The organism is Streptomyces sp. NBC_00234 (assembly GCF_036195325.1).
Classification (GTDB): Bacteria; Actinomycetota; Actinomycetes; order Streptomycetales; family Streptomycetaceae; genus Streptomyces.
The window spans coordinates 6,583,672-6,601,921 of sequence record NZ_CP108101.1 but is presented as its reverse complement, the minus strand read 5'-3'; the positions used below and the strand labels follow the sequence as shown (position 1 = coordinate 6,601,921).

General features: G+C 72.4%; 18 protein-coding genes and 1 pseudogene. 9 read left to right on the top strand and 10 right to left on the bottom strand.

Translation table 11 applies throughout. The annotated features are described in order from the left end of the window. Positions 1–22 precede the first annotated feature (22 nt). On the bottom strand, positions 23–745 hold the full coding sequence (locus tag OG230_RS29015) for a response regulator transcription factor (protein ID WP_328906684.1): 723 nt from the start codon (positions 743–745) through the stop codon (positions 23–25). Further along, positions 742–1,959, bottom strand: a complete 1,218-nt coding sequence (locus OG230_RS29010; RefSeq protein WP_328906683.1) for a sensor histidine kinase — start codon at positions 1,957–1,959, stop codon at positions 742–744. Before OG230_RS29010 ends, OG230_RS29015 begins: the two co-directional genes overlap by 4 nt. A 146-nt stretch (positions 1,960–2,105) precedes the next feature. Between OG230_RS29010 and OG230_RS29005 the strand changes: the two genes are divergently transcribed. Further along, on the top strand, positions 2,106–2,309 hold the full coding sequence (locus tag OG230_RS29005; protein WP_328906682.1) for a hypothetical protein: 204 nt from the start codon (positions 2,106–2,108) through the stop codon (positions 2,307–2,309). Here OG230_RS29005 and OG230_RS29000 read toward each other — a convergent pair. Then, positions 2,299–3,228: a DMT family transporter gene (locus OG230_RS29000; protein ID WP_328906681.1), complete on the bottom strand. Its 930-nt coding sequence runs from the start codon at positions 3,226–3,228 to the stop codon at positions 2,299–2,301. The two genes, OG230_RS29005 and OG230_RS29000, sit on opposite strands and share 11 nt — an antisense overlap. Positions 3,229–3,545: 317 nt before the next feature. Between OG230_RS29000 and OG230_RS28995 the strand changes: the two genes are divergently transcribed. Both OG230_RS28995 and OG230_RS28990 read left to right on the top strand, forming a co-directional pair. Next, positions 3,546–4,283 carry an SDR family NAD(P)-dependent oxidoreductase gene (locus tag OG230_RS28995; RefSeq protein WP_328906680.1) on the top strand — a complete coding sequence of 246 codons (738 nt, stop codon included), beginning with the start codon at positions 3,546–3,548 and terminating at the stop codon, positions 4,281–4,283. Positions 4,284–4,406: 123 nt separating this feature from the next. After that, complete coding sequence (locus tag OG230_RS28990) at positions 4,407–5,237, top strand: aldo/keto reductase (RefSeq protein ID WP_328906679.1); 831 nt, start codon at positions 4,407–4,409, stop codon at positions 5,235–5,237. A 91-nt stretch (positions 5,238–5,328) separates the two neighbouring features. Here OG230_RS28990 and OG230_RS28985 read toward each other — a convergent pair whose 3' ends face one another. The 3 genes from OG230_RS28985 to allB form a co-directional block, all read right to left on the bottom strand. Continuing rightward, positions 5,329–5,658, bottom strand: a complete 330-nt coding sequence (locus OG230_RS28985) for a putative quinol monooxygenase (protein ID WP_328906678.1) — start codon at positions 5,656–5,658, stop codon at positions 5,329–5,331. Positions 5,659–5,752: 94 nt separating this feature from the next. Further along, positions 5,753–6,868 carry an allantoicase gene (gene alc, locus OG230_RS28980; protein ID WP_328906677.1) on the bottom strand — a complete coding sequence of 372 codons (1,116 nt, stop codon included), beginning with the start codon at positions 6,866–6,868 and terminating at the stop codon, positions 5,753–5,755. A 2-nt stretch (positions 6,869–6,870) separates the two neighbouring features. Then, entirely contained in the window at positions 6,871–8,214 is a 1,344-nt protein-coding gene (allB, locus tag OG230_RS28975) for an allantoinase AllB (protein ID WP_328906676.1), read from the bottom strand. A 327-nt stretch (positions 8,215–8,541) separates the two neighbouring features. Between allB and OG230_RS28970 the strand changes: the two genes are divergently transcribed. After that, a complete protein-coding gene (locus OG230_RS28970; protein WP_185297506.1) occupies positions 8,542–9,342 on the top strand; it encodes an IclR family transcriptional regulator in 801 nt (266 codons plus the stop codon). A gap of 62 nt (positions 9,343–9,404) precedes the next feature. Here the strand turns inward: OG230_RS28970 and OG230_RS28965 are convergent, their stop codons facing one another. Both OG230_RS28965 and OG230_RS28960 read right to left on the bottom strand, forming a co-directional pair. Next, positions 9,405–10,094, bottom strand: a complete 690-nt coding sequence (locus OG230_RS28965; RefSeq protein WP_328906675.1) for an ABC transporter ATP-binding protein — start codon at positions 10,092–10,094, stop codon at positions 9,405–9,407. Continuing rightward, positions 10,091–11,179, bottom strand: coding sequence for an ABC transporter permease (locus OG230_RS28960; protein ID WP_328906674.1), 1,089 nt, complete (start codon positions 11,177–11,179; stop codon positions 10,091–10,093). The genes OG230_RS28965 and OG230_RS28960 overlap by 4 nt, the downstream gene beginning before the upstream one ends. A gap of 110 nt (positions 11,180–11,289) precedes the next feature. Here OG230_RS28960 and OG230_RS28955 point away from each other — a divergent pair, with 110 nt between their 5' ends. Together OG230_RS28955 and OG230_RS28950 are read left to right on the top strand one after the other, a co-directional pair. Then, positions 11,290–12,486 (top strand): sensor histidine kinase, encoded by a 1,197-nt coding sequence (locus OG230_RS28955; RefSeq protein ID WP_328906673.1) that lies wholly within the window; start codon positions 11,290–11,292, stop codon positions 12,484–12,486. Continuing rightward, positions 12,483–13,115 (top strand): response regulator transcription factor, encoded by a 633-nt coding sequence (locus tag OG230_RS28950; protein ID WP_328906672.1) that lies wholly within the window; start codon positions 12,483–12,485, stop codon positions 13,113–13,115. The genes OG230_RS28955 and OG230_RS28950 overlap by 4 nt, the downstream gene beginning before the upstream one ends. Before the next feature lie 21 nt (positions 13,116–13,136). On the opposite strand, the gene OG230_RS28945 is transcribed toward OG230_RS28950, so the two are convergent. Beyond that, a complete protein-coding gene (locus OG230_RS28945; protein WP_328906671.1) occupies positions 13,137–13,451 on the bottom strand; it encodes a DUF5955 family protein in 315 nt (104 codons plus the stop codon). 190 nt (positions 13,452–13,641) lie between these two features. Here OG230_RS28945 and OG230_RS28940 point away from each other — a divergent pair, with 190 nt between their 5' ends. Both OG230_RS28940 and aceB read left to right on the top strand, forming a co-directional pair. Further along, positions 13,642–14,247, top strand: a complete 606-nt coding sequence (locus OG230_RS28940) for a nucleotidyltransferase family protein (protein WP_328906670.1) — start codon at positions 13,642–13,644, stop codon at positions 14,245–14,247. A 291-nt stretch (positions 14,248–14,538) separates the two neighbouring features. Beyond that, a complete protein-coding gene (aceB, locus tag OG230_RS28935) occupies positions 14,539–16,158 on the top strand; it encodes a malate synthase A (RefSeq protein WP_328906669.1) in 1,620 nt (539 codons plus the stop codon). 64 nt (positions 16,159–16,222) lie between these two features. Here the strand turns inward: aceB and OG230_RS28930 are convergent, their stop codons facing one another. Then, on the bottom strand, positions 16,223–17,500 hold the full coding sequence (locus tag OG230_RS28930; protein WP_328906668.1) for an ABC transporter substrate-binding protein: 1,278 nt from the start codon (positions 17,498–17,500) through the stop codon (positions 16,223–16,225). 108 nt (positions 17,501–17,608) lie between these two features. Here OG230_RS28930 and OG230_RS28925 point away from each other — a divergent pair. After that, a pseudogene (locus OG230_RS28925) lies at positions 17,609–18,238 on the top strand (TetR family transcriptional regulator). Positions 18,239–18,250: the final 12 nt, after the last annotated feature.

Below are 18,250 nucleotides of genomic sequence, written 5' to 3'. Positions count from 1 at the left end.
GCCCCCTCCCGGTCCGATCAGGTCAGCGTATGCCGCCGCCCTCGGCCGCGTCCTCGTCGAGCAGCCCCGCGTCGTGGACCAACAACGCGATCTGGACACGATTGTTGAGCCCCAGCTTGGCCAGGATGCGGGAGACGTGCGTCTTCACGGTCGCCACGCTCAGATACAGCTCGGCGGCGATCTCCGCGTTGGAGGCGCCGCGTCCGACCGCCAGCGCCACCGCCCTTTCGCGCTCGGCCAGTTCGGCGAAGCGTTGGCGCGCCCGGCCCGAGCGGCCCGACCGGTCGTCCGGTGCTTCGCCCGCCGCGCGGTCCATGAGCTGCCGGGTGACAGCGGGCGAGAGGACGGGGTCACCGGCGGCGACGCGTCGCACCGACTCGACGATCCGGGCGGGCGGGGTGTCTTTCAGGACAAAGCCCGCGGCCCCGGCCCGGATCGCGCGCAGCACCTGCTCGTCGGCGTGGAAGGTGGTGAGGACGACGACTTCGGGGGCGCCGGGGCGACGCCGTACGGCCTCGGTCGCGGTGAGCCCGTCCATGCCCGGCATACGGATGTCCATCAGCACCACGTCGGGACGCAGCCGCTCGACGAGCCCCTCGACCTCGGTGCCGTCGGCGCCCTCCCCCACGATGTCGATGGAGTCGGCGCCGCCGAGCATCAGGGTGAGCCCGGCCCGTACGAGCGGGTCGTCGTCGACGATGAGCAGCCGGACCGGTTGCGCCACCGGGGGCGTCGGGGTGTTCATGCGGCCCACGGTAGCCAGGCCCGGACGCGGAAGCCGCCGTCGGGTGCCGGGCCGTGGCCGAGCTGGCCTCCCGCGAGCGTGGCGCGTTCGGTGAGGCCGATGAGGCCCTGTCCCGAGCCGGGGACCGGCTCGAAGGGTTCGACGGGCGCGGGGTTGCCGGCCTCGATCGTGAGTCCGTCGCCCGGCCCGCCGGTCAGGGTCAGGGTGATCTCGGTGCCCGGTGCGTGCTTACGGGCGTTGGTGAGGCACTCCTGGGCGATGCGGTAGACGGTGCGGCCGAGGGCGGCGGGGGCGGCTGCGGGGTCGGCGACGCGGTTGTCGAGGGTGACCTTCATGCCGGCGAGCCGGGACTCGGCGATCAGGGCGTCCAGGCTGAGGAGGGTGGGCTGCGGACGGTCGCTCTCGTCGCCGTCGCCGGGGGCGCGCAGGACACCGATGATCTCCCGGAGGTCCTGGAGCGCCTCGTGCGCGCTGTCCCGGATGACTCCGGCGGCCCGGGCTACCTCGGCCGGGGGTGCGTCGGGGCGGAACTCCAGGGCCCCGGCGTGGACGCTGAGGAGCGTCAGCCGGTGGGCGAGGACGTCGTGCATCTCGCGGGCGATGGCCTCACGGGCCAGCCGCTGGGCCTGTTCCGCGCGGAGCTCGGCCTCGGCCTCGGCGCGGCGGGCCCGTTCGCGGAGGCTGAGGACGAGCTGGCGTCCGGACCGCACGACCATGCCCCAGCTGAGGACCAGGAGGACGAGCAGCGCCCCGATGACCGTGGAGGCGACGAACGAGGTGGCCGGGTCGGGACGCAGCCACGGTTGCAGGGGGGCGACGGCCAGGGCGCCGGCCCCGACGAGCGCGACCGGCCTGAACGGCCGGTGCACGGCCAGGCTGAAGAGCGCGACCAGCAGGGCACCGGCCGCCACCGGCTCGACGATGCCGACGAGGGTGAGCGCCACGGCGAGCCCGGTGGGCCATCGCCTGCGAACCCAGAGCGCACAGCAGGCCGCGGCGCCGACCAGCGAGTCGACGAAGACGACCCCGTCCGGCGTGGTGTGGTCGGCGTCGATCGCGGCGGCGGCGAGCATGCCGAAGCCCACGGCACAGAGGAAGGCCGTGATGTCGACGACCCAGTCCCGTACGGTGCGGCGCGAGCGGCCCGTGTCGCCGGGCAGCTCGGGGTCGGCCATCGCCGAGGGCAGCAGCCAGCGGTACTCCGTACGCGTCATGTCGACAAAGCTACGCAGGTGCAGGGCCCGGAACGGGTCGCGGGCGCGGGGAAGCGACCAAAGTCGTACAGCGCGAAGACTTTCGGCGCAGCCTCGCAGACCGGCGGCCGACGCGGGCGCGGGCGGGTGCGCGGCAGGCTCGGCGCATGAAGAAATTCGTCGAGTCGGTCGGGTTCGTCGTCTTCCTGCAGGGTGCCGCCGGGCTCCTGCACGAGTGGACGGGATGGTTCCGGCTGTGGGCCGTGGTGCGGCGGTTCGATGTCCTGGAGGGGTACGGGATGCTCGCCAACATCGCGCTGGTGGTGACGGGCGTCGCGGTGATGATCGCGGCGGACGCGATCAGGACGTGACGGCGGTCCTGTCCGCGCTGCGACGCCCCCACGCGGTGCCCGCCAGCACGAGCCCGGCGCCCAGCACGCCGAGGACACCGAGCCGCTCCCCGCCGATCGAGATGCCCACCGCGGCGGCCCACAGGGGTTCCGTTCCGAGCAGCAGGCTGACCCGGGACGGCGAGGTGCGGCGTACGGACCACATCTGCACGAAGAAGGCGAACAGCGTGCAGAAGACGGAGAGGAAGACCAGGCCGGCCCACTCCCGTGCCCCGAAGTCCGCGGCGACGGTCCAGGGCGACGCCCCGGTGCCGGGCAGGGCCGCGAGGACGGCGAAGACGGCGACGGCGCTGCCGAGCTGGACCGTCGTCAGGGACAGCGAGTCGGCCTCCTGGACGGACCTGATCCGGGCCATCAGCAGGACGTGGACCGTACGGGCGAGGGCGGCCAGCAGCATCAGGACGTCGCCCGCCGAGGGGCTGGTGAAGCCGCCGCCCTGGGTGAGGAGGAGCACCCCGGCCACCGAGAGCCCGGCAGCGGCGAGGAAGGCCGCGGGCGGCCTGATCCGGGTCACGGCGGCCTCGGCGAGCGGGGTGAAGATCATCGTGAGGCTGATGATGAGCCCGGCGTTGGTCGCCGAGGTGTGGACGACGCCGTACGTCTCCAGCAGGAAGATCCCGCTGAGCACGAGCCCGAGCAGTCCGGCACCGCGCCACTGCGCCGCGCTCAGCGCACGGAGCCTGCGCCACCCGGCGGCCACCAGCACGGGCAGCACGATCGCGAAGCGCAGGACGAGGACGGCGACGACCGTGTGCGTCGTCGTGATGCCCTTGGCCGCGAGATAGCTGGAGCCCCAGACGGCGGCGACGACCAGCACGGGCAGATCGGTGAGCCACGCACGGCGCGGGGGCGCGAGGGCGGGCACGGCAACAGCGGACACGGGTTCTCCTGGTTCTCCACAGCGGAACGGGGTGTGGAGACATCACCGGCTCGCACGCGGAGCGATCACCGTACCGGCCGCGCGCGGCCTGCGGGAACACCCGTCTCACGGACCGGCTCCCCGCGCGGGCCAGGGGTTTCGGCCCTGTGCGCCTCACCACCGAGGTCGCGGCGCGCGCCGGCCGACGGCGGGGCGACCGCGGCCCACCCGGTGTGCGTGGTGGGCGTCCGTTTCCCGCCGGTGCCCGCGGCTCCGAACGACTTTCCTTGACCTCGTCGCCGCAACGGCGGCACCTACCGAGCGACAGGGATCCCGAGATGACCAGCAGCAACAGGACCGCACTCGTCACCGGCGGCAGCCGGGGCATCGGCGCGGCGACCGCCGTCCGGCTGGCGCAGGAGGGCGTGGACGTGGCCCTCACCTACGTGCGGGACGAGGCGGGCGCCCAGGCCGTCGTCCGCACGATCGAGGGGTACGGCCGCCGGGCCGTCGCCCTGCGTGCGGACGCAGCCGACGCCGCGTCGCCCGCGGCTGCCGTGAACGGCGCCGCCGATGCCCTGGGCCGCCTCGACATCCTCGTCAACAACGCCGGAATCGGCGTCCTGGGCCCCATCTCCTCGCTCTCCGACGCCGAGATCGACCGGGTCCTGGCCGTGAACGTGCGGGCCGTCTTCCTGGCCTGCCGCGCGGCGGCTGAGCGGATGAGCGACGGAGGGCGCATCATCTCCGTCGGTACGGCCCTGAGCAGGTACGCGGGCGGCCCCGGCGGCACGCTCTACGCGATGAGCAAGTCCGCGCTCGCGGGTCTCACGAAGCCGCTCGCCCGCGAGCTCGGCCCGCGCGGCATCACGGTGAACCTGATCCAGCCCGGTCCCGTGGACACCGACCTCAACCCGGCCGACGGCCCGTTCGCCGCGGGGCAGCGCTCGGCCACCGCACTGGACCGGTTCGGTACGACGGACGAGATCGCGTCCCTGGTCGCCTACCTGGCGAGCGGCGACGCGGCGTTCATCACCGGTACGGAGGTGGTCGTGGACGGCGGCCACGCGGCGTAGGGTCCTCCGTTCGCATCAGGCCGGACGAGAGCCCCGGGTCCGCGCGGAGCCGGCTCCCGGACTGCCCCCGACCGCGGGCGGTCCTACGCTGGCCGGACAGCCACGCGAACGGAAAGGGAGATCATGTCCGGGATTCCCGTACACACCCTCAACGACGGCCGTACGGTCCCCGCGGTCGGTCTCGGAACCTGGCCGCTGGACGACGCCGGCGCCGAGAAGGCGGTGGCCGGGGCGCTGGGCCTCGGCTACCGGCTCGTGGACACCGCGCTGCACTACGGCAACGAGACGGGTACGGGGCGCGGGATCGCCCGCAGCGGTGTGCCGCGCGAGGACGTCTTCGTCACGACCAAGGTGCCGGGACGGCATCACGGCTACGAGGAGACGCTCGCGTCGTTCGAGGAGTCCAGGAGCAATCTGGGGCTCGACTACGTGGATCTGTACCTCATCCACTGGCCGCTGCCCCGGGTCGGCAGGTACGTGGACACCTGGAAGGCCATGATCAGGCTCCGCGAGGAGGGGCTCGTCCGCTCCATCGGCGTCTCCAACTTCACCGCGACGCACCTCGACCGTCTCGAACAGGAGACGGGAGTGGTGCCCGCGGTGAACCAGATCGAGATGCATCCGCTGCTCCCCCAGGAGGAGTTGCGGTCCGTGCACCGTGCGAAGGGCATCGTCACGGAGAGCTGGAGCCCGCTGGCCCGTGGCCGCCAGGTCCTGACGGCCCCGGGCGTCGTGGCGGTCGCCGAGGCGCACGGGGTGACGCCCGGTCAGGTGGTGCTGCGCTGGCACACGCAGCTCGGCGCGGTGCCGATCCCGAAGTCCGCCGACCCGGGGCGGCAGCGGGAGAATCTGGACCTGTTCGGGTTCGAGCTGACGCCCGAGGAGCTCACGCGGATCTCGCCGGGCCGGCAGCACCGGTTCGGCGGCGATCCCGAGGCCCACGAGGAGTTCTGACCGGGCGGAACCCCGTTCCGTAGGACGGTCCGGCCCCGCGCGCCCGCCCCGCGGTCCGGGCGCACGAGCCGGTACGGCCGTACGGGCTCCGTCAGCGGTTGCGGGGCGTGACCTCGGCCATGCGGCCCCAGCCCTCGCCCGGCACCTCGACGTTGATGATCTCGGGCACCTCGGACACCAGCTCGGACATCGTCTCCATCGCCGCGGCGAAGTGGGCGGACTTCACGTGCGCCTCGCCCGCCTCCTGCGAGGCGAAGGCTTCGAGCAGGACGAACTGGTCCGGGTTCTCGACGCTGTACGACCACTCGAAGAAGACGTTGCCGGGCTCCTTGCGGGTGGCCAGCGTGAAGTCGTCGACGGCCGGGAGCCAGTTGTCCCGCTCGGCGCTGCGCACGGTGAATTTGACGGCGATGAAGATCATGGCAACTCCTGGTCGGTACGTCCGGCGGGTCCCCATTCAAGCCCGTTCGGCGATCGAGGACAAAACGGCACCCGAGGGACGCGCCGGACGTTGCTCAGCCTCCGAGTTCGCGGTGGCGTGCGGCGAGCGCCGCCGTTCCCTCCCCGGTCAGCGAGCCGAAGAGCCGCAGCCGTGAGATCCCGCCGTCCGGGAAGATGTCGATCCGGACATGGGTGCCGACGACCGCCTCCGGCAGGACGAAGCGGTGGTTGGTGTCGGGCTGGAGCCGGGTCCTGGGCAGGATCTCGGACCAGTCGCCGGTGTCCCCGTCCCGCACCGAGAGGGTGGCCCAGCCGGCCGCGTTGCCCTTGAGGTAGGCGGTGTCGATCTCGACGGCCCTGATCTGCGACTGCGCGGCCAGACGGTAGCGAATCCAGTCGTTGCCCTTGTCTCGGCGGCGCCGGGTCTCCCAGCCGTCGTCCATCTTGTGGGAGCGGCCGGGCTGGATGGTGTGGGTGGCCGGGGAGTAGAAGCGGTCGGAGGCGTCCTCGACCTGCGTGCCGTTCTCCAGGGCGGCGAGGTCGAAGGTGCCGAGCGCGGCCAGCCAGGCCGGGTCGGGGGCCACTTCTCCGTACACGCGCAGCCGGGCTATCCCGCCGTCCGGGTGCTGGCTGACCCGCAGGTGGGTGAAGCGCTGCTCGGCATCGACGGCGAAGCCGTTGGCCGCGTGGCCGCCGACGGCCGTACGGGGGACGAGCGTCGTCCACTTCACGTCCGGCGCGAGGAGGTCCTCGGGCGACGGGGAGCCGGGCAGGGCGACCGCCTGGACGGAGACCGCCTGCGGGTAGTTCCCGCGGAAGTGCGCGGTGTCGACGACGAGTCCGCGCACGACGCCGGGCGCCCCGAGCCGGACGAGCGCCCAGTCGTGGTCCTCGTCCGTGGGGTGCGGCTGCGCGGCGCTCGCGCCGCGGCGGCGCCGGGTCTCCCAGCCGTCCATGATCTTGCCCTTGTGGCCGAAGTGCTCGGGGTCGAACTCGGCGGGCCCGGGCTTGAGAAGGTTCTCGCGCTCGGCGAAGAACTCGTCGTTCGCGGCGATCACCCCGGCGCCGAGCCGGCGGTCGGCGAGGTCGACGAGGTGGGTGAAGGGGAAGTCCGCGGTGCGGTAGTCCGCGTACGGGTCGCCGCCGCCGTACGGGCTCGCGTCACCGGTGAAGTGCGGGATCGCCGTCATGGTCAGGAGTTCCTTTCGAGGAGCCGGCCGGTGGGTTCGGCGAGGACGCCGTCCTCCGCGATCCGTACGCCGCGCAGCCAGGTGGACTTCACGACGCCGTGCAGGGTCTTGCCGGCGTAGGCGGTGACCTGGTTGCGGTGGAAGAGTCCGGCCGGGTCGACGGTGAAGGTCTCGTCCGGGGCGAGGACGGCGAAGTCGGCGTCGCGCCCGTGCTCGATGGCGCCCTTGCGGGCCAGTCCGGCCAGTTCGGCGGGGGCCGCGGACATCCAGCGGACCACGTCGTCGAGCGAGTGGCCGCGCCTGCGGGCCTCGGTCCAGATCGCGGACAGGCCGAGCTGGAGGGAGGAGATGCCGCCCCACGCGGACGCGAAGTCCGGTGTCTTGAGGTCGGTGGTGCAGGGCGAGTGGTCGGAGACGACGCAGTCGATCGTGCCGTCGGCGAGGCCCTGCCACAGCGCGTCCTGGTTGGCGGCCTCCCGGATGGGCGGGCAGCACTTGAACTCGGTCGCCCCGTCCGGGACTTCCTCGGCGGTGAGGGTGAGGAAGTGCGGGCAGGACTCGACGGTGACGCGGACGCCCTCCCGCTTGGCGGCGGCGATCGGCTCCAGTGCGTCGCTGGACGACAGATGGAGCACGTGGACGCGGGCGTTCAGCCGCTTGGCCTGGGCGATGAGCCCGACGATCGCGGTGTTCTCCGCGTCGCGCGGGCGGGAGGCGAGGAAGTCGGCGTACGCGGGTCCGCCGCGCTGCGGGGCGGACTCCAGGTGGTGCGGGTCCTCGGCGTGCACGATCAGGAGACCGCCGAGGTCCGAGATCTCGGCCATGGAGCGGGCCAGCTGCTCCTGGTCCAGCTCCGGGAACTCCTCGACGCCCGAGGGCGACAGGAAGCACTTGAAGCCGAAGACCCCGGCCTCGTACAGCGGACGCAGGTCCTTGGTGTTGGTCGGGACGGCGCCGCCCCAGAAGCCGGTGTCCACGTGCACCTTGGGTGCGGCGACCTCCTGCTTGGTACGCAGGTGGGCGACGGTCGTGGTCGGCGGGAGGGAGTTGAGCGGCATGTCGAGGAGGGTGGTGATGCCGCCCGCCGCGGCGGCGCGGGTGGCGGTGTGGAAGCCCTCCCACTCGGTGCGGCCCGGGTCGTTCACATGGACGTGGGTGTCCACGAGGCCGGGGAGCAGGACGTCGTCGCCGAAGTCCACCAGGCGGGCGCCCGCGGGTACCTCGGCGTCGTACGGAAGGACGGCGTCGATCGTCCCGTCGGCGACGGCGACCGTCGCGGGGCGCGTCCCTCCGGGAGTGACGACGCGCGTCGAGCGCAGTACCAGGTTCACGTCCGCACCGGACACCCGTGCTCCTCACTTCGTGGTTTCAACGAACTGTTGAAGGAGTCTTCATCGGGGATTCTTCCTCGTCAAGACCCTCACTGTCCTCCTCGGACAGCAAGCCGACCACCCGCGAAGGCGATTGGATGTTTCCACGAAGTAAAAGAGTAATTTCGTACAGCGGAATGTAGCATGGACCAGGAGGGACCCCGGGGGGCCGCCGCGCCGACCTGCGACAGCGGGCCGGAACAGCCCCTGACCGGCAAGGACGCCGCCCCGGGAACAGTGGGCCGATCGGGAACCGCCCGGTAGGCTGCTGCCTTGCTGTTCCGCTTCGAAAGGACCGTTGACGTGCCGCCGTCCCACGCCAGCACATCCGACTCCAAGCCCGCCGGCCCCAGCGGCGGTGTGCAGTCCCTTGAACGCGCCTTCGATCTGCTGGAACGGATGGCGGACGCCGGGGGCGAGGTCGGGCTGAGTGAGCTCTCCGCGAGCAGCGGACTGCCCCTGCCGACCATCCACCGGCTGATGCGCACGCTGGTCGTCTGCGGCTACGTCCGCCAGCAGCCCAACCGCCGCTACGCGCTGGGGCCGCGCCTCATCCGGCTCGGCGAGTCCGCGTCCCGCCTGCTCGGCACCTGGGCCCGCCCATATCTCCAGCGTCTGGTCGAGGAGACCGGCGAGACGGCGAACATGGCGCTGCTGGACGGCGACGAGATCGTGTACGTCGCCCAGGTGCCGTCGAAGCACTCGATGCGCATGTTCACCGAGGTGGGCCGCCGGGTCCTCCCCCACTCCACGGGCGTGGGCAAGGCACTCCTCGCGAACACCCCGGCCGACGAGGTGCGCGCCCTGCTCGCCCGTACGGGCATGCCGGCGGCGACCGAGAAGACGATCACCACCCCGGACGGCTTCCTCGACGCCCTCGACCTGGTGCGCAGGGCGGGCTACGCGGTGGACGACAACGAGCAGGAGATCGGGGTCCGCTGCCTGGCGGTCTCCGTACCCAACTCCCCCACCTCCGCCGCGATTTCGATCTCGGGTCCCGCGGGGCGGGTGACGGAGGCGGCGACGGAACGGATCGTGCCGATCCTCCAGCAGGTCGCGAAGGAGCTCTCCGAGGCGCTGGCCAGCAGCGGCGCCACGAGCTGAGGCCGCGCCCCCGGCGGCCGGACGGGTCTGACGTTCGGACCCGTCCGGCCGCCGGACGGGCGTCAGGTTCGGACCTGCCCGGCGAACGCGGACAGGGAGCCGTCCCGCATCACCATCACCCGGTCCATCCGCTCCAGATGGGCCCGGTCGTGCGTGACCAGCACCGTCGCCGTCGACCGTTCCCTGGTCAGGGCGACCAGCAGATCCAGCACCGCCGCCCCCCGGTCGTGGTCGAGCGCACTCGTCGGCTCGTCGACGAGCAGGAGCGCCGGCTCGTTCATCAGGGCCCGTGCGATGTTGACCCGCTGACGCTGGCCGCCCGACAGCTGGTGCGGCCGGCGGTCCGCCTTGTCGGCGAGACCCACCGCGTCGAGGAGTTCCAGGGCCCGGCCCCGGGCCGTGCGCGCGGACCCGCGCGACAGGTGGGCCATCACCTGGAGCTGCTCGGCCGCGGTCAGCGAGGGAAGCAGGTTCGGCTGCTGGAAGACGATGCCGATGCGCTCGCGTCGCAGGACCGCCTTGTCCGCCGAGGAGAGTCCGGCCGTCTCCGTACCGGCCACGACCGCTGTCCCGCTGTCGGGGGTGACCAGGGTGGCCGCCACCGCGAGGAGGCTGGACTTCCCGGAACCGGACGGTCCGACGACCGCGGTGAGCGAACCGGCGGGGACGTCCAGCGAGACCCGGTCGAGCGCCGTGAGCCGGCCCTCCCCGTCGGGGTAGGTGAGGGTGACGTCGGCAAGGGTGAGGGTCATCGGGCACTCCCGAGCGCGGTGAGGGGATCGACGGCGGTGATCCGCCTGATGGACAGGGCGGCCCCGAGCGCGCCGAGGGCGATCATGACGGCGGCCGGCACCAGGACGGTCGCCGGGTCGAGGACGAACGGCACGGCTCCACCGCTGATCAGGGCTCCGATGCCCGCGGCGATCCCGGCCCCCAGGCCCGTACCGATGACGAGCATGACCACGGCCTGGCCGAGCGCGTCGCGCAGCAGATACGGCGTGGAGGCGCCCAGCGCCTTGAGGACGGCGACATCACCGGAGCGCTGGATCGTCCATACGGTGAAGAAGGCGCCGATGACCAGCGCCGAGATGGCGAAGAGGAAACCGCGCATCAGCTGGAGCGAGCCGTTCTCGGCCTGGTAGGAGCCGATCGCGGTGAGCGAGTCGTCGAGGGCGAGCGTGCTGGTGCCCGCCGCCCTGTCCCCCGCCGCGACGTCCACGTCGCCGGTGGTGCTCAGCGCGATCACCGTGGCCCGTTCCGTACCACCGCTCTCACCGCCCAGCCGCTGCCAGTCGGCGAGCGACGTCCACACGACCGGCGTATGGCTGTAGGAGGCGTCCGCGCCGACGGCGGCGACGGTCAGCGCGTCGCCACCGAGCCGCACCCGGTCGCCCGGCGCGGCCCCCAGGTCCTGCGCGGCCTGCTCGGACAGCACCACCTCCCCCGCCTCCGGCCGTACGCCCCGGGGCCCGAGTCCCCCGTCCGCCTCGACGCCGAACGCCGCCACGGCCGCGGTGGCCCCGCCGGTGAGCGCGGCGGCGTTCACCGTCCGTATGCCGAGCGGCTCGGCGGCACCCACTCCGGGCTGTGCGGCCCACGTCTGCCAGGCGCGCTCCTCGACGGCCGAGTCCGTGAAGGACACCGACTGGCCGTCGGGTGGCGCCGCGAAGGCGAGGCGGTCGGCGTCCAGCCCGGTGATGGCCGAGGTGTTCTCCCTGGCCAGACCGGCCGTGAGCCCCGACAGCAGACCGACGAGCAACGTGATCAGCACCACGACCGTGCCCATGAGCGCGAACCGCCCCTTGGCGAATCCCAGATCTCTCCATGCGACGAACATGGCTCCAGCCTCGCGCCGGGGACCTGCGGAAACATCGCGCGGTGGAGGGGCGAGACATCAACCTTTCGATTGACCGGCCGCCCGTCCGGCGCGTCTACGCTGGACGGACCATGGATTCGCGTTCGCACATGCCCGTCACCACCGCGCTGCGCCTGTGCCTGCACGGCCTGCTGGCCGGCCTGCTGGGGCTCGTCGCGCTGCGTGCGTCCGGCGACGGCGCCCCGCACGGCACGGCCGTCCTCGTCCTGTCCGGCCTGATGGCAGCCGTGTACGCGGCGGGCGCCCTCGCCCCCGCCGTACAGCCGCTGAACCGGGCCGCCGCGATCTGGCTCGGTGCGCTGGGCGCGATCTGGCTGGCCCTGCTCGCGCTCTCTCCGGACGCCCTGTGGGTGGCGTTCCCCCTCTACTTCCTCCAGCTGCACCTGCTGCCGATGCGCTGGGCGCTGCCCGCCGTGGCGACGACCGCGGCTGCCGCGATCGCCAGTTTTCTCCTGCACGGCCAGGAGGTCACGCCCGGCACGTTCATAGGCCCGCTGCTCGGCGCGGCCGTCGCCGTCGCGACGGTGCTCGGTTACGACGCGCTGTTCCGGGAGAGCGAGCGGCGCCGCGAACTGATCGAGGAGCTGGTGGCCACCCGGGAGGAACTGGCCGTCGCGGAACGCACGGCCGGGACACTCGCCGAACGGGAGCGGCTGGCCCGCGAGATCCACGACACCCTGGCGCAGGGCCTGTCCAGCATTCAGCTGCTGCTGCGGGCGGCCGAGCGCTCGCTGCCCGCCGACGGCACCGCCACCGCCCACGTCCGCCAGGCCCGCGAGGCCGCCCAGGACAATCTGGCCGAGGCCCGCCGTTTCGTCCGCGCCCTGACCCCGCCCGACCTGGAGCAGGGCTCGCTGGCCGCCGCCCTGGAACGCCTCCGCGCCCGCACCACGTCCCCCGCCCTCGGTGTCCACTTCGCGGTGAGCGGCACCCCGGTGGAGCTGCCCACGCCGTACGAGGTGGCGCTGCTCCGTACCGCGCAGTCGGCGCTGGCCAACGCGGTGCAGCACGCCGGGGCGGAACGCGCGGAGATCACCCTCAGCTTCATGGACACCTCGGTGTCCCTGGACGTCGTGGACGACGGCTGCGGCTTCGAACCCGGCGCCCGGCCCGGCCCGGCCTCGGGGAACGGCGGCTTCGGACTGCCTGCCATGCGGTCCCGGGCCCGTTCGCTGGGCGGCACCCTGAGTGTCGAGTCGGCACCGGGCCAGGGCACCGCGGTCGCGCTGACGCTGCCGCTCCCCCACCCCACGGAGGACGCCGCATGAGCACACCGATCCGTCTGCTGCTGGCCGACGACCATCCGGTCGTACGGGCGGGGCTGCGCGCCGTCCTCGACACGGAACCGGACTTCCGGGTCGCGGCCGAGGCGGCGACCGCCGAGGAGGCCGTGGCCCTGGCCGCCACCGGCTCGTTCGACGTGGTCCTGATGGACCTGCAGTTCGGTGCGGGGATGCACGGCTCGGAGGCGACGGCCGCGATCACCGCGTCACCGGGCGCCCCCCGGGTGCTGATCCTCACCACGTACGACTCCGACGCCGACATCCTGGCCGCCGTGGAGGCGGGCGCGAGCGGCTATCTGCTCAAGGACGCGCCGCCGGAGGAACTGGCCGCGGCGGTCCGTACGGCAGCGGCCGGCCGCTCGGCGCTCGCCCCGGCGGTCGCCCACCGGCTGATGGACCGGATGAGGACGCCTTCGGAGGCGCTGACCAAGCGCGAGCTGGAGGTGCTCCAGCTCGTGGGCGAGGGACTGTCGAACCAGCAGATCAGCAAGCGGCTGTTCCTGAGCCAGGCGACGGTGAAGTCCCATCTGGTGCACATCTACGCCAAGCTGGGCGTGGATTCACGGACCTCGGCGGTGGCCGCGGCGACCGCACGCCGCCTGATCCGCCGCTGACCCCTCCCCCTGGTGCGCGGTTCAGCGGTGCGGCGGCTCCCCGAACAGATCCACCGCGATCCGTACCTCACGGAGCCCGGGAGCCAGCGCGCTGACCGAGCCGATCGCCCCCGCGATCAGCAGCAGCGAGCGGCGCAGCCGGGGAATCTCCGGGGCGCCGCTGATCGCCATGGCGTCCAGGGCCGCCAGCTCGTCCTCGGCGATCCCGCGGTCCGGGAACTCCGCGGGATGTCCGGCCAGTTCGCGGCGGAGCCGGGAGACGGCCGTACGCAACTCCGTCACTCTCGGGTCCTCACCGCTACCGGTCACCCGCTTCTGCCCCACGCTTCGCAACAAAGCACTCCCCCTCGCACGCCTTTGTGCCGGTGTATCGACCAGACCCCGAACCGTGGTCAAGTGCCCGGGGTTGTCCGCAAGTTAACGCCATGAAAGGTGGCGCGCGCCACTCCGTGGACAGAATTCGAAGTTACCCCTGCGGGTGACATGTGTTTCGCCTGTGCGAACGACTCAGTGGTATCCAGGGCCCATGTCTCCTACCTCAGAGAACCCGGTGATCGCGGGCGTACTGCTTGCCGCAGGTGGCGGCCGTCGGCTCGGCGGACGGCCGAAGGCGCTCCTGGAACACCGCGGCCGTCCACTGGTCGAGCACGCCGTCCGGGTGCTGCGCGAAGGGGGCTGCGGCCCGGTCCACGTGGTGCTGGGCGCGGCGGCCGGGGAGGCCGCGGCGAGGGCGGATCTGTCCGGGTGCGTGGTGACCGTCAATCCGGAGTGGGAGCAGGGCATGGGCTCCTCGCTCCGGACGGGCCTCGGCTCGCTCGCCGGCACCGGGGCGGACGCGGCGCTGGTGCTCCTGGTCGATCAGCCGGGGATCGGGGCGGAGGCGGTGGCCCGCGTGCGGTCGGCGTACCGCTCCCGGGCGAGCATCGCCGCCGCCGCGTACGACGGTGAGCGCGGCCATCCGGTGCTGTTCGGCGCCGGGCACTGGGCGGGCGTCGCGGAGAGCGCCGTCGGCGATCAGGGGGCGCGGGCGTATCTGCGGGCGCACCGCGATGCGATCACGCTCGTCGAGTGTTCGGATGTGGCTCAGGCGTACGACATCGACACGGCGGAGGATCTGACGCACCTCGAATGATGGGGCCGTCCGGATGAAGACCGTGCGGATGAAGGCCGTCCGGATGAACGGGCCGTACCCGCCCTGGCACGCTGCGCCAGCAGCCGCCCACATCTGTCGACCCGGAGAATCTCGACATCAACAAACCATTGAACTTCCACCATGAGGAAACTACTATCCACTGGTCAGAAGCGCTCTGAACCCCAGACGGCGCCCACTGCCGTATCTCGGAGCCCTGGCACGCCGTGCCGTTCAGGCGACCCGGCGGCCGTGAGAGGCCGCTCGCACCACCCGCTGAAGGAGTGACAGCTCATGTCCGCACCAGCGCCGTCCACGCTGGCCATCGTCGATGCCGAGCCCCTGCCCCGGCAGGATGAGGTCCTGACCCCCGCGGCCCTCGCGTTCGTGGCCGAGCTGCACCGGCAGTTCACGCCCCGCCGTGACGAGCTGCTCGCCCGCCGGGGCGAGCGCCGCGCCGAGATCGCCCGTACCTCCACCCTCGACTTCCTCCCGGAGACCGCACAGATCCGCGAGGACGACTCCTGGAAGGTCGCGCCGGCCCCGGCCGCGCTCAACGACCGCCGGGTGGAGATCACCGGTCCGACCGACCGCAAGATGACCATCAACGCCCTGAACTCGGGCGCCAGGGTCTGGCTCGCCGACTTCGAGGACGCGTCCGCCCCCACGTGGGAGAACGTGATCCTCGGCCAGCTCAATCTGACCGCCGCCTACAACCGGACCATCGACTTCACCGACCCCGGCTCGGGCAAGTCCTACGCCCTGAAGCCCGCAGCCGAACTCGCGACGGTCGTCATGCGCCCGCGCGGCTGGCACCTGAACGAGCGCCACCTCCAGCTGGACGGCACCCCGGTGCCCGGCGCGCTGGTCGACTTCGGCCTCTACTTCTTCCACAACGCCGAGCGCCTGATCGAGCTCGGCAAGGGCCCGTACTTCTACCTCCCGAAGACGGAGTCGCACCTGGAGGCCCGCCTCTGGAACGACATCTTCGTCTTCGCCCAGGACTACGTCGGCATCCCGCAGGGCACGGTCCGCGCGACCGTCCTGATCGAGACGATCACCGCCGCGTACGAGATGGAGGAGATCCTCTACGAGCTCCGCGACCACGCCTCCGGGCTGAACGCGGGCCGCTGGGACTACCTTTTCTCCATCGTCAAGAACTTCCGTGACGGCGGGTCCAAGTTCGTGCTCCCGGACCGCAACCTCGTCACCATGACGGCCCCGTTCATGCGCGCCTACACCGAACTCCTGGTCCGCACGTGCCACAAGCGCGGCGCCCACGCGATCGGCGGCATGGCGGCCTTCATCCCCTCGCGCCGCGACGCCGAGGTGAACAAGGTCGCCTTCGAGAAGGTCAAGGCGGACAAGGACCGCGAGGCGCACGACGGCTTCGACGGCTCCTGGGTCGCCCACCCCGACCTGGTCCCGATCGCCATGGCCTCCTTCGACGCGGTCCTCGGCGAGAAGCCGAACCAGAAGGAACGCCTGCGCGAGGACGTCTCCGTGGCGCCCGGCGACCTGATCGCCATCGACACGCTGGATGCCAGGCCCACGTACGAGGGCCTGCAGAACGCCGTCGCGGTCGGCATCCGCTACATCGAGGCATGGCTGCGCGGCCTGGGCGCCGTCGCCATCTTCAACCTGATGGAGGACGCCGCCACCGCAGAGATCTCGCGCTCGCAGATCTGGCAGTGGATCAACGCGGACGTGGTCTTCGAGAACGGCGAGCACGCCACGGCGGAGCTGGCCCGCAAGGTCGCGGCCGAGGAACTGACGACCATCCGCGCCGAGATCGGCGACGAGGCGTTCACCGCGGGCAAGTGGCAGCAGGCCCACGACCTCCTGCTCCAGGTCTCCCTGGACCAGGACTACGCGGACTTCCTGACGCTGCCGGCGTACGAGCAGCTGCGCTGACCTCCGCTCGTGTACACGACCGCCCCCGGTGCCGTACGGCGCCGGGGGCGGATTCGCGCGTCCGTCAGCCGGCCGCGGCGTCCATCTCCGCCTTGGCCGCCGCCTCGTTCAGCCCCTTGAGTACGGCGGCGGGGTCGCCGTTCGGCAGGACGGCGCGGCCCATGTCCGTGCGGATCGTGTCCCTGACCGCCGGCCAGGAGCGCATGTTCACCGGGGCGAACCTGGCCTCGGCCAACTGGTCGATGAACTTCCGGAGCGGGCGCTGGGCGGGGATCTCGCGTGCCGCGTCGGAGGCGGAGTACGTCACCGGGAGCGCGGACTGGCTGCCGCCGTAGGTGAGTGCCGACGTGCCGCTGTAGAGGAAGTCGAGGAAGGCGCCGCACTCCTCACGGCGCTCGTTCTTCCTGAACGCCATCAGCCAGTCGCTCAGCCCGATCGGGGCGGGGGTCCCGCCGTCCTTCGCGGGGAACGCGGCGTGCGCGTAGGGGATCCGGGCCTGGTCCGCGGCGCCCATCAGCAGCGGGTGGGCGATCAGCATGCCGATCCCACCGGCCAGGAACTGGCCGTACGCGGTCGTCCTGTTGAGCTCCGCGGGGGCCGGTCCGGCCAGCCCCTCGGCGACCAGTTCGTCGCGTATCCAGGTCAGGGCCTCGGTGTTGGCCGGCGCCTCGAAGTCGTACCCGGTGAAGTCCGTGTAACCGCCGCCGGCTGCCAGCAGCCAGGAGAGGGCCTCGTCCTCGGCCGCCTCGGGGCCCAGCTGGAGGCCGTAGGGCGTCTTGACGCCGATCGCCTTCAACGCCCGTGCCGCCGAGCGCAGTTCGCCCCAGGAGGTGGGGGCCGCTTCGATGCCCGCCCGCCGGAAGAGCTCCTTGTTGTAGAAGAGCCGGGGCGTACTGGCCAGGAAGGGGACGCCGTACGGGGTCGAGTCGACGGTGCCCGCGTCGGCGAAGGACTGGATGAAGTCCGCCTGGGTGGCGATGTTGAAGATCTGGGACCCGGAGTAGAGCAGGTCGTCCTCGGCGTAGGGGGCGAAGATGTTCGACTGGGCGATGTCGGGCGGGTTCCCCGCCGCGACCCGCTTGGCGAGCACCTTGTCGATCCTGTTGAACGGAACGCGTTCGAGGGTGACGGTGATGTCGGGGTGCTTCTTCCCGAACGCCTCGACGACGCTGTCCCACTGATCGCCGAGCGAGGCACCCACGCTCTCGTCGTAACTGGCCACGAGGACGGCGAGTTTCCGGTCCGATCCGGTGCTGCAGCCGGTGAGCCCGAAGGCGGCGGTGGTGCCGGCGAGGCCGGCCGTCCTGAGAAGAAACTGACGCCGACGCACTGCTCTTGCCATCCCCTGGGTCATCCCGACATCCACGATCTTGGCAGATTGTGCCACACAGGCACGTTGCGCCGATCAGTGCCGGTGAGGACCGGCACCCGAGGGCATAACCTGACCGGCATGCACGGTGGCTCACTCACGGAGCGGCGCAAGGCCGCCACCAGGTTGGATATCGCACGGACGGCCGCGGCCCTCTTCGCGGAGAACGGCCTGCGCAGCACGCGCGCCGAGGACATCGCGCGGGCCGCGGGCGTCGCGCCGCGGACGTTCTACCGGTACTTCGCCACGAAGGAGGAGGCCGTCGCACCCCTGCTGGCGGCCGGTGCCGGGCAGTGGGCGGAGGCGGTGCGGGAGGCCCCGGGCGACCTGCCGCTGCCCGCCGCGCTCCGGCACGCGGCGGTGCGTGCGCTGACTCCCGGCCCCGGGGACACGACGGCCTCGGAGTCGCTGGAGTGGGTGCGTTCGCTGCTGCGGATGGCCGCGGACAGCCCGGCCCTGCAGTCGGAGTGGAACGACGCCTGCCGCGCGTCGGAAGCGACCCTGGCGACGGTGCTCGCCGAACGGGCCGGGCTCACGTAGGGCGCGGGCCGGCTGGACGTCCGGCTGGCCGCCGCGGTCGCCGGCGCGGCGGTACGGGTGGCCGTGGAGACCTGGGCGGCCGGCGACGCGCCCGCGGCGGGACCACTGGGCCCCGCCGCGCTGGCCGAGCGCTGTCTGACGTCCGCCGGAAATGCGCTGGACGGGCTCTGACCGCGCCCGACA

What these genes read in the sequence shown, in the direction of transcription:
- OG230_RS28965 (WP_328906675.1), bottom strand. Translation starts at nt 10,094, where the DNA reads ATGACCCTCACCCTTGCCGACGTCACCCTCACCTACCCCGACGGGGAG.
- OG230_RS28950 (WP_328906672.1), top strand. Translation starts at nt 12,483, where the DNA reads ATGAGCACACCGATCCGTCTGCTGCTGGCCGACGACCATCCGGTCGTA.
- OG230_RS28955 (WP_328906673.1), top strand. Translation starts at nt 11,290, where the DNA reads ATGGATTCGCGTTCGCACATGCCCGTCACCACCGCGCTGCGCCTGTGC.
- OG230_RS28990 (WP_328906679.1), top strand. Translation starts at nt 4,407, where the DNA reads ATGTCCGGGATTCCCGTACACACCCTCAACGACGGCCGTACGGTCCCC.
- OG230_RS28940 (WP_328906670.1), top strand. Translation starts at nt 13,642, where the DNA reads ATGTCTCCTACCTCAGAGAACCCGGTGATCGCGGGCGTACTGCTTGCC.
- OG230_RS28930 (WP_328906668.1), bottom strand. Translation starts at nt 17,500, where the DNA reads ATGGCAAGAGCAGTGCGTCGGCGTCAGTTTCTTCTCAGGACGGCCGGC.
- OG230_RS28960 (WP_328906674.1), bottom strand. Translation starts at nt 11,179, where the DNA reads ATGTTCGTCGCATGGAGAGATCTGGGATTCGCCAAGGGGCGGTTCGCG.
- OG230_RS29005 (WP_328906682.1), top strand. Translation starts at nt 2,106, where the DNA reads ATGAAGAAATTCGTCGAGTCGGTCGGGTTCGTCGTCTTCCTGCAGGGT.
- OG230_RS29015 (WP_328906684.1), bottom strand. Translation starts at nt 745, where the DNA reads ATGAACACCCCGACGCCCCCGGTGGCGCAACCGGTCCGGCTGCTCATC.
- aceB (WP_328906669.1), top strand. Translation starts at nt 14,539, where the DNA reads ATGTCCGCACCAGCGCCGTCCACGCTGGCCATCGTCGATGCCGAGCCC.
- OG230_RS29010 (WP_328906683.1), bottom strand. Translation starts at nt 1,959, where the DNA reads ATGACGCGTACGGAGTACCGCTGGCTGCTGCCCTCGGCGATGGCCGAC.
- OG230_RS28995 (WP_328906680.1), top strand. Translation starts at nt 3,546, where the DNA reads ATGACCAGCAGCAACAGGACCGCACTCGTCACCGGCGGCAGCCGGGGC.
- alc (WP_328906677.1), bottom strand. Translation starts at nt 6,868, where the DNA reads ATGACGGCGATCCCGCACTTCACCGGTGACGCGAGCCCGTACGGCGGC.
- OG230_RS28985 (WP_328906678.1), bottom strand. Translation starts at nt 5,658, where the DNA reads ATGATCTTCATCGCCGTCAAATTCACCGTGCGCAGCGCCGAGCGGGAC.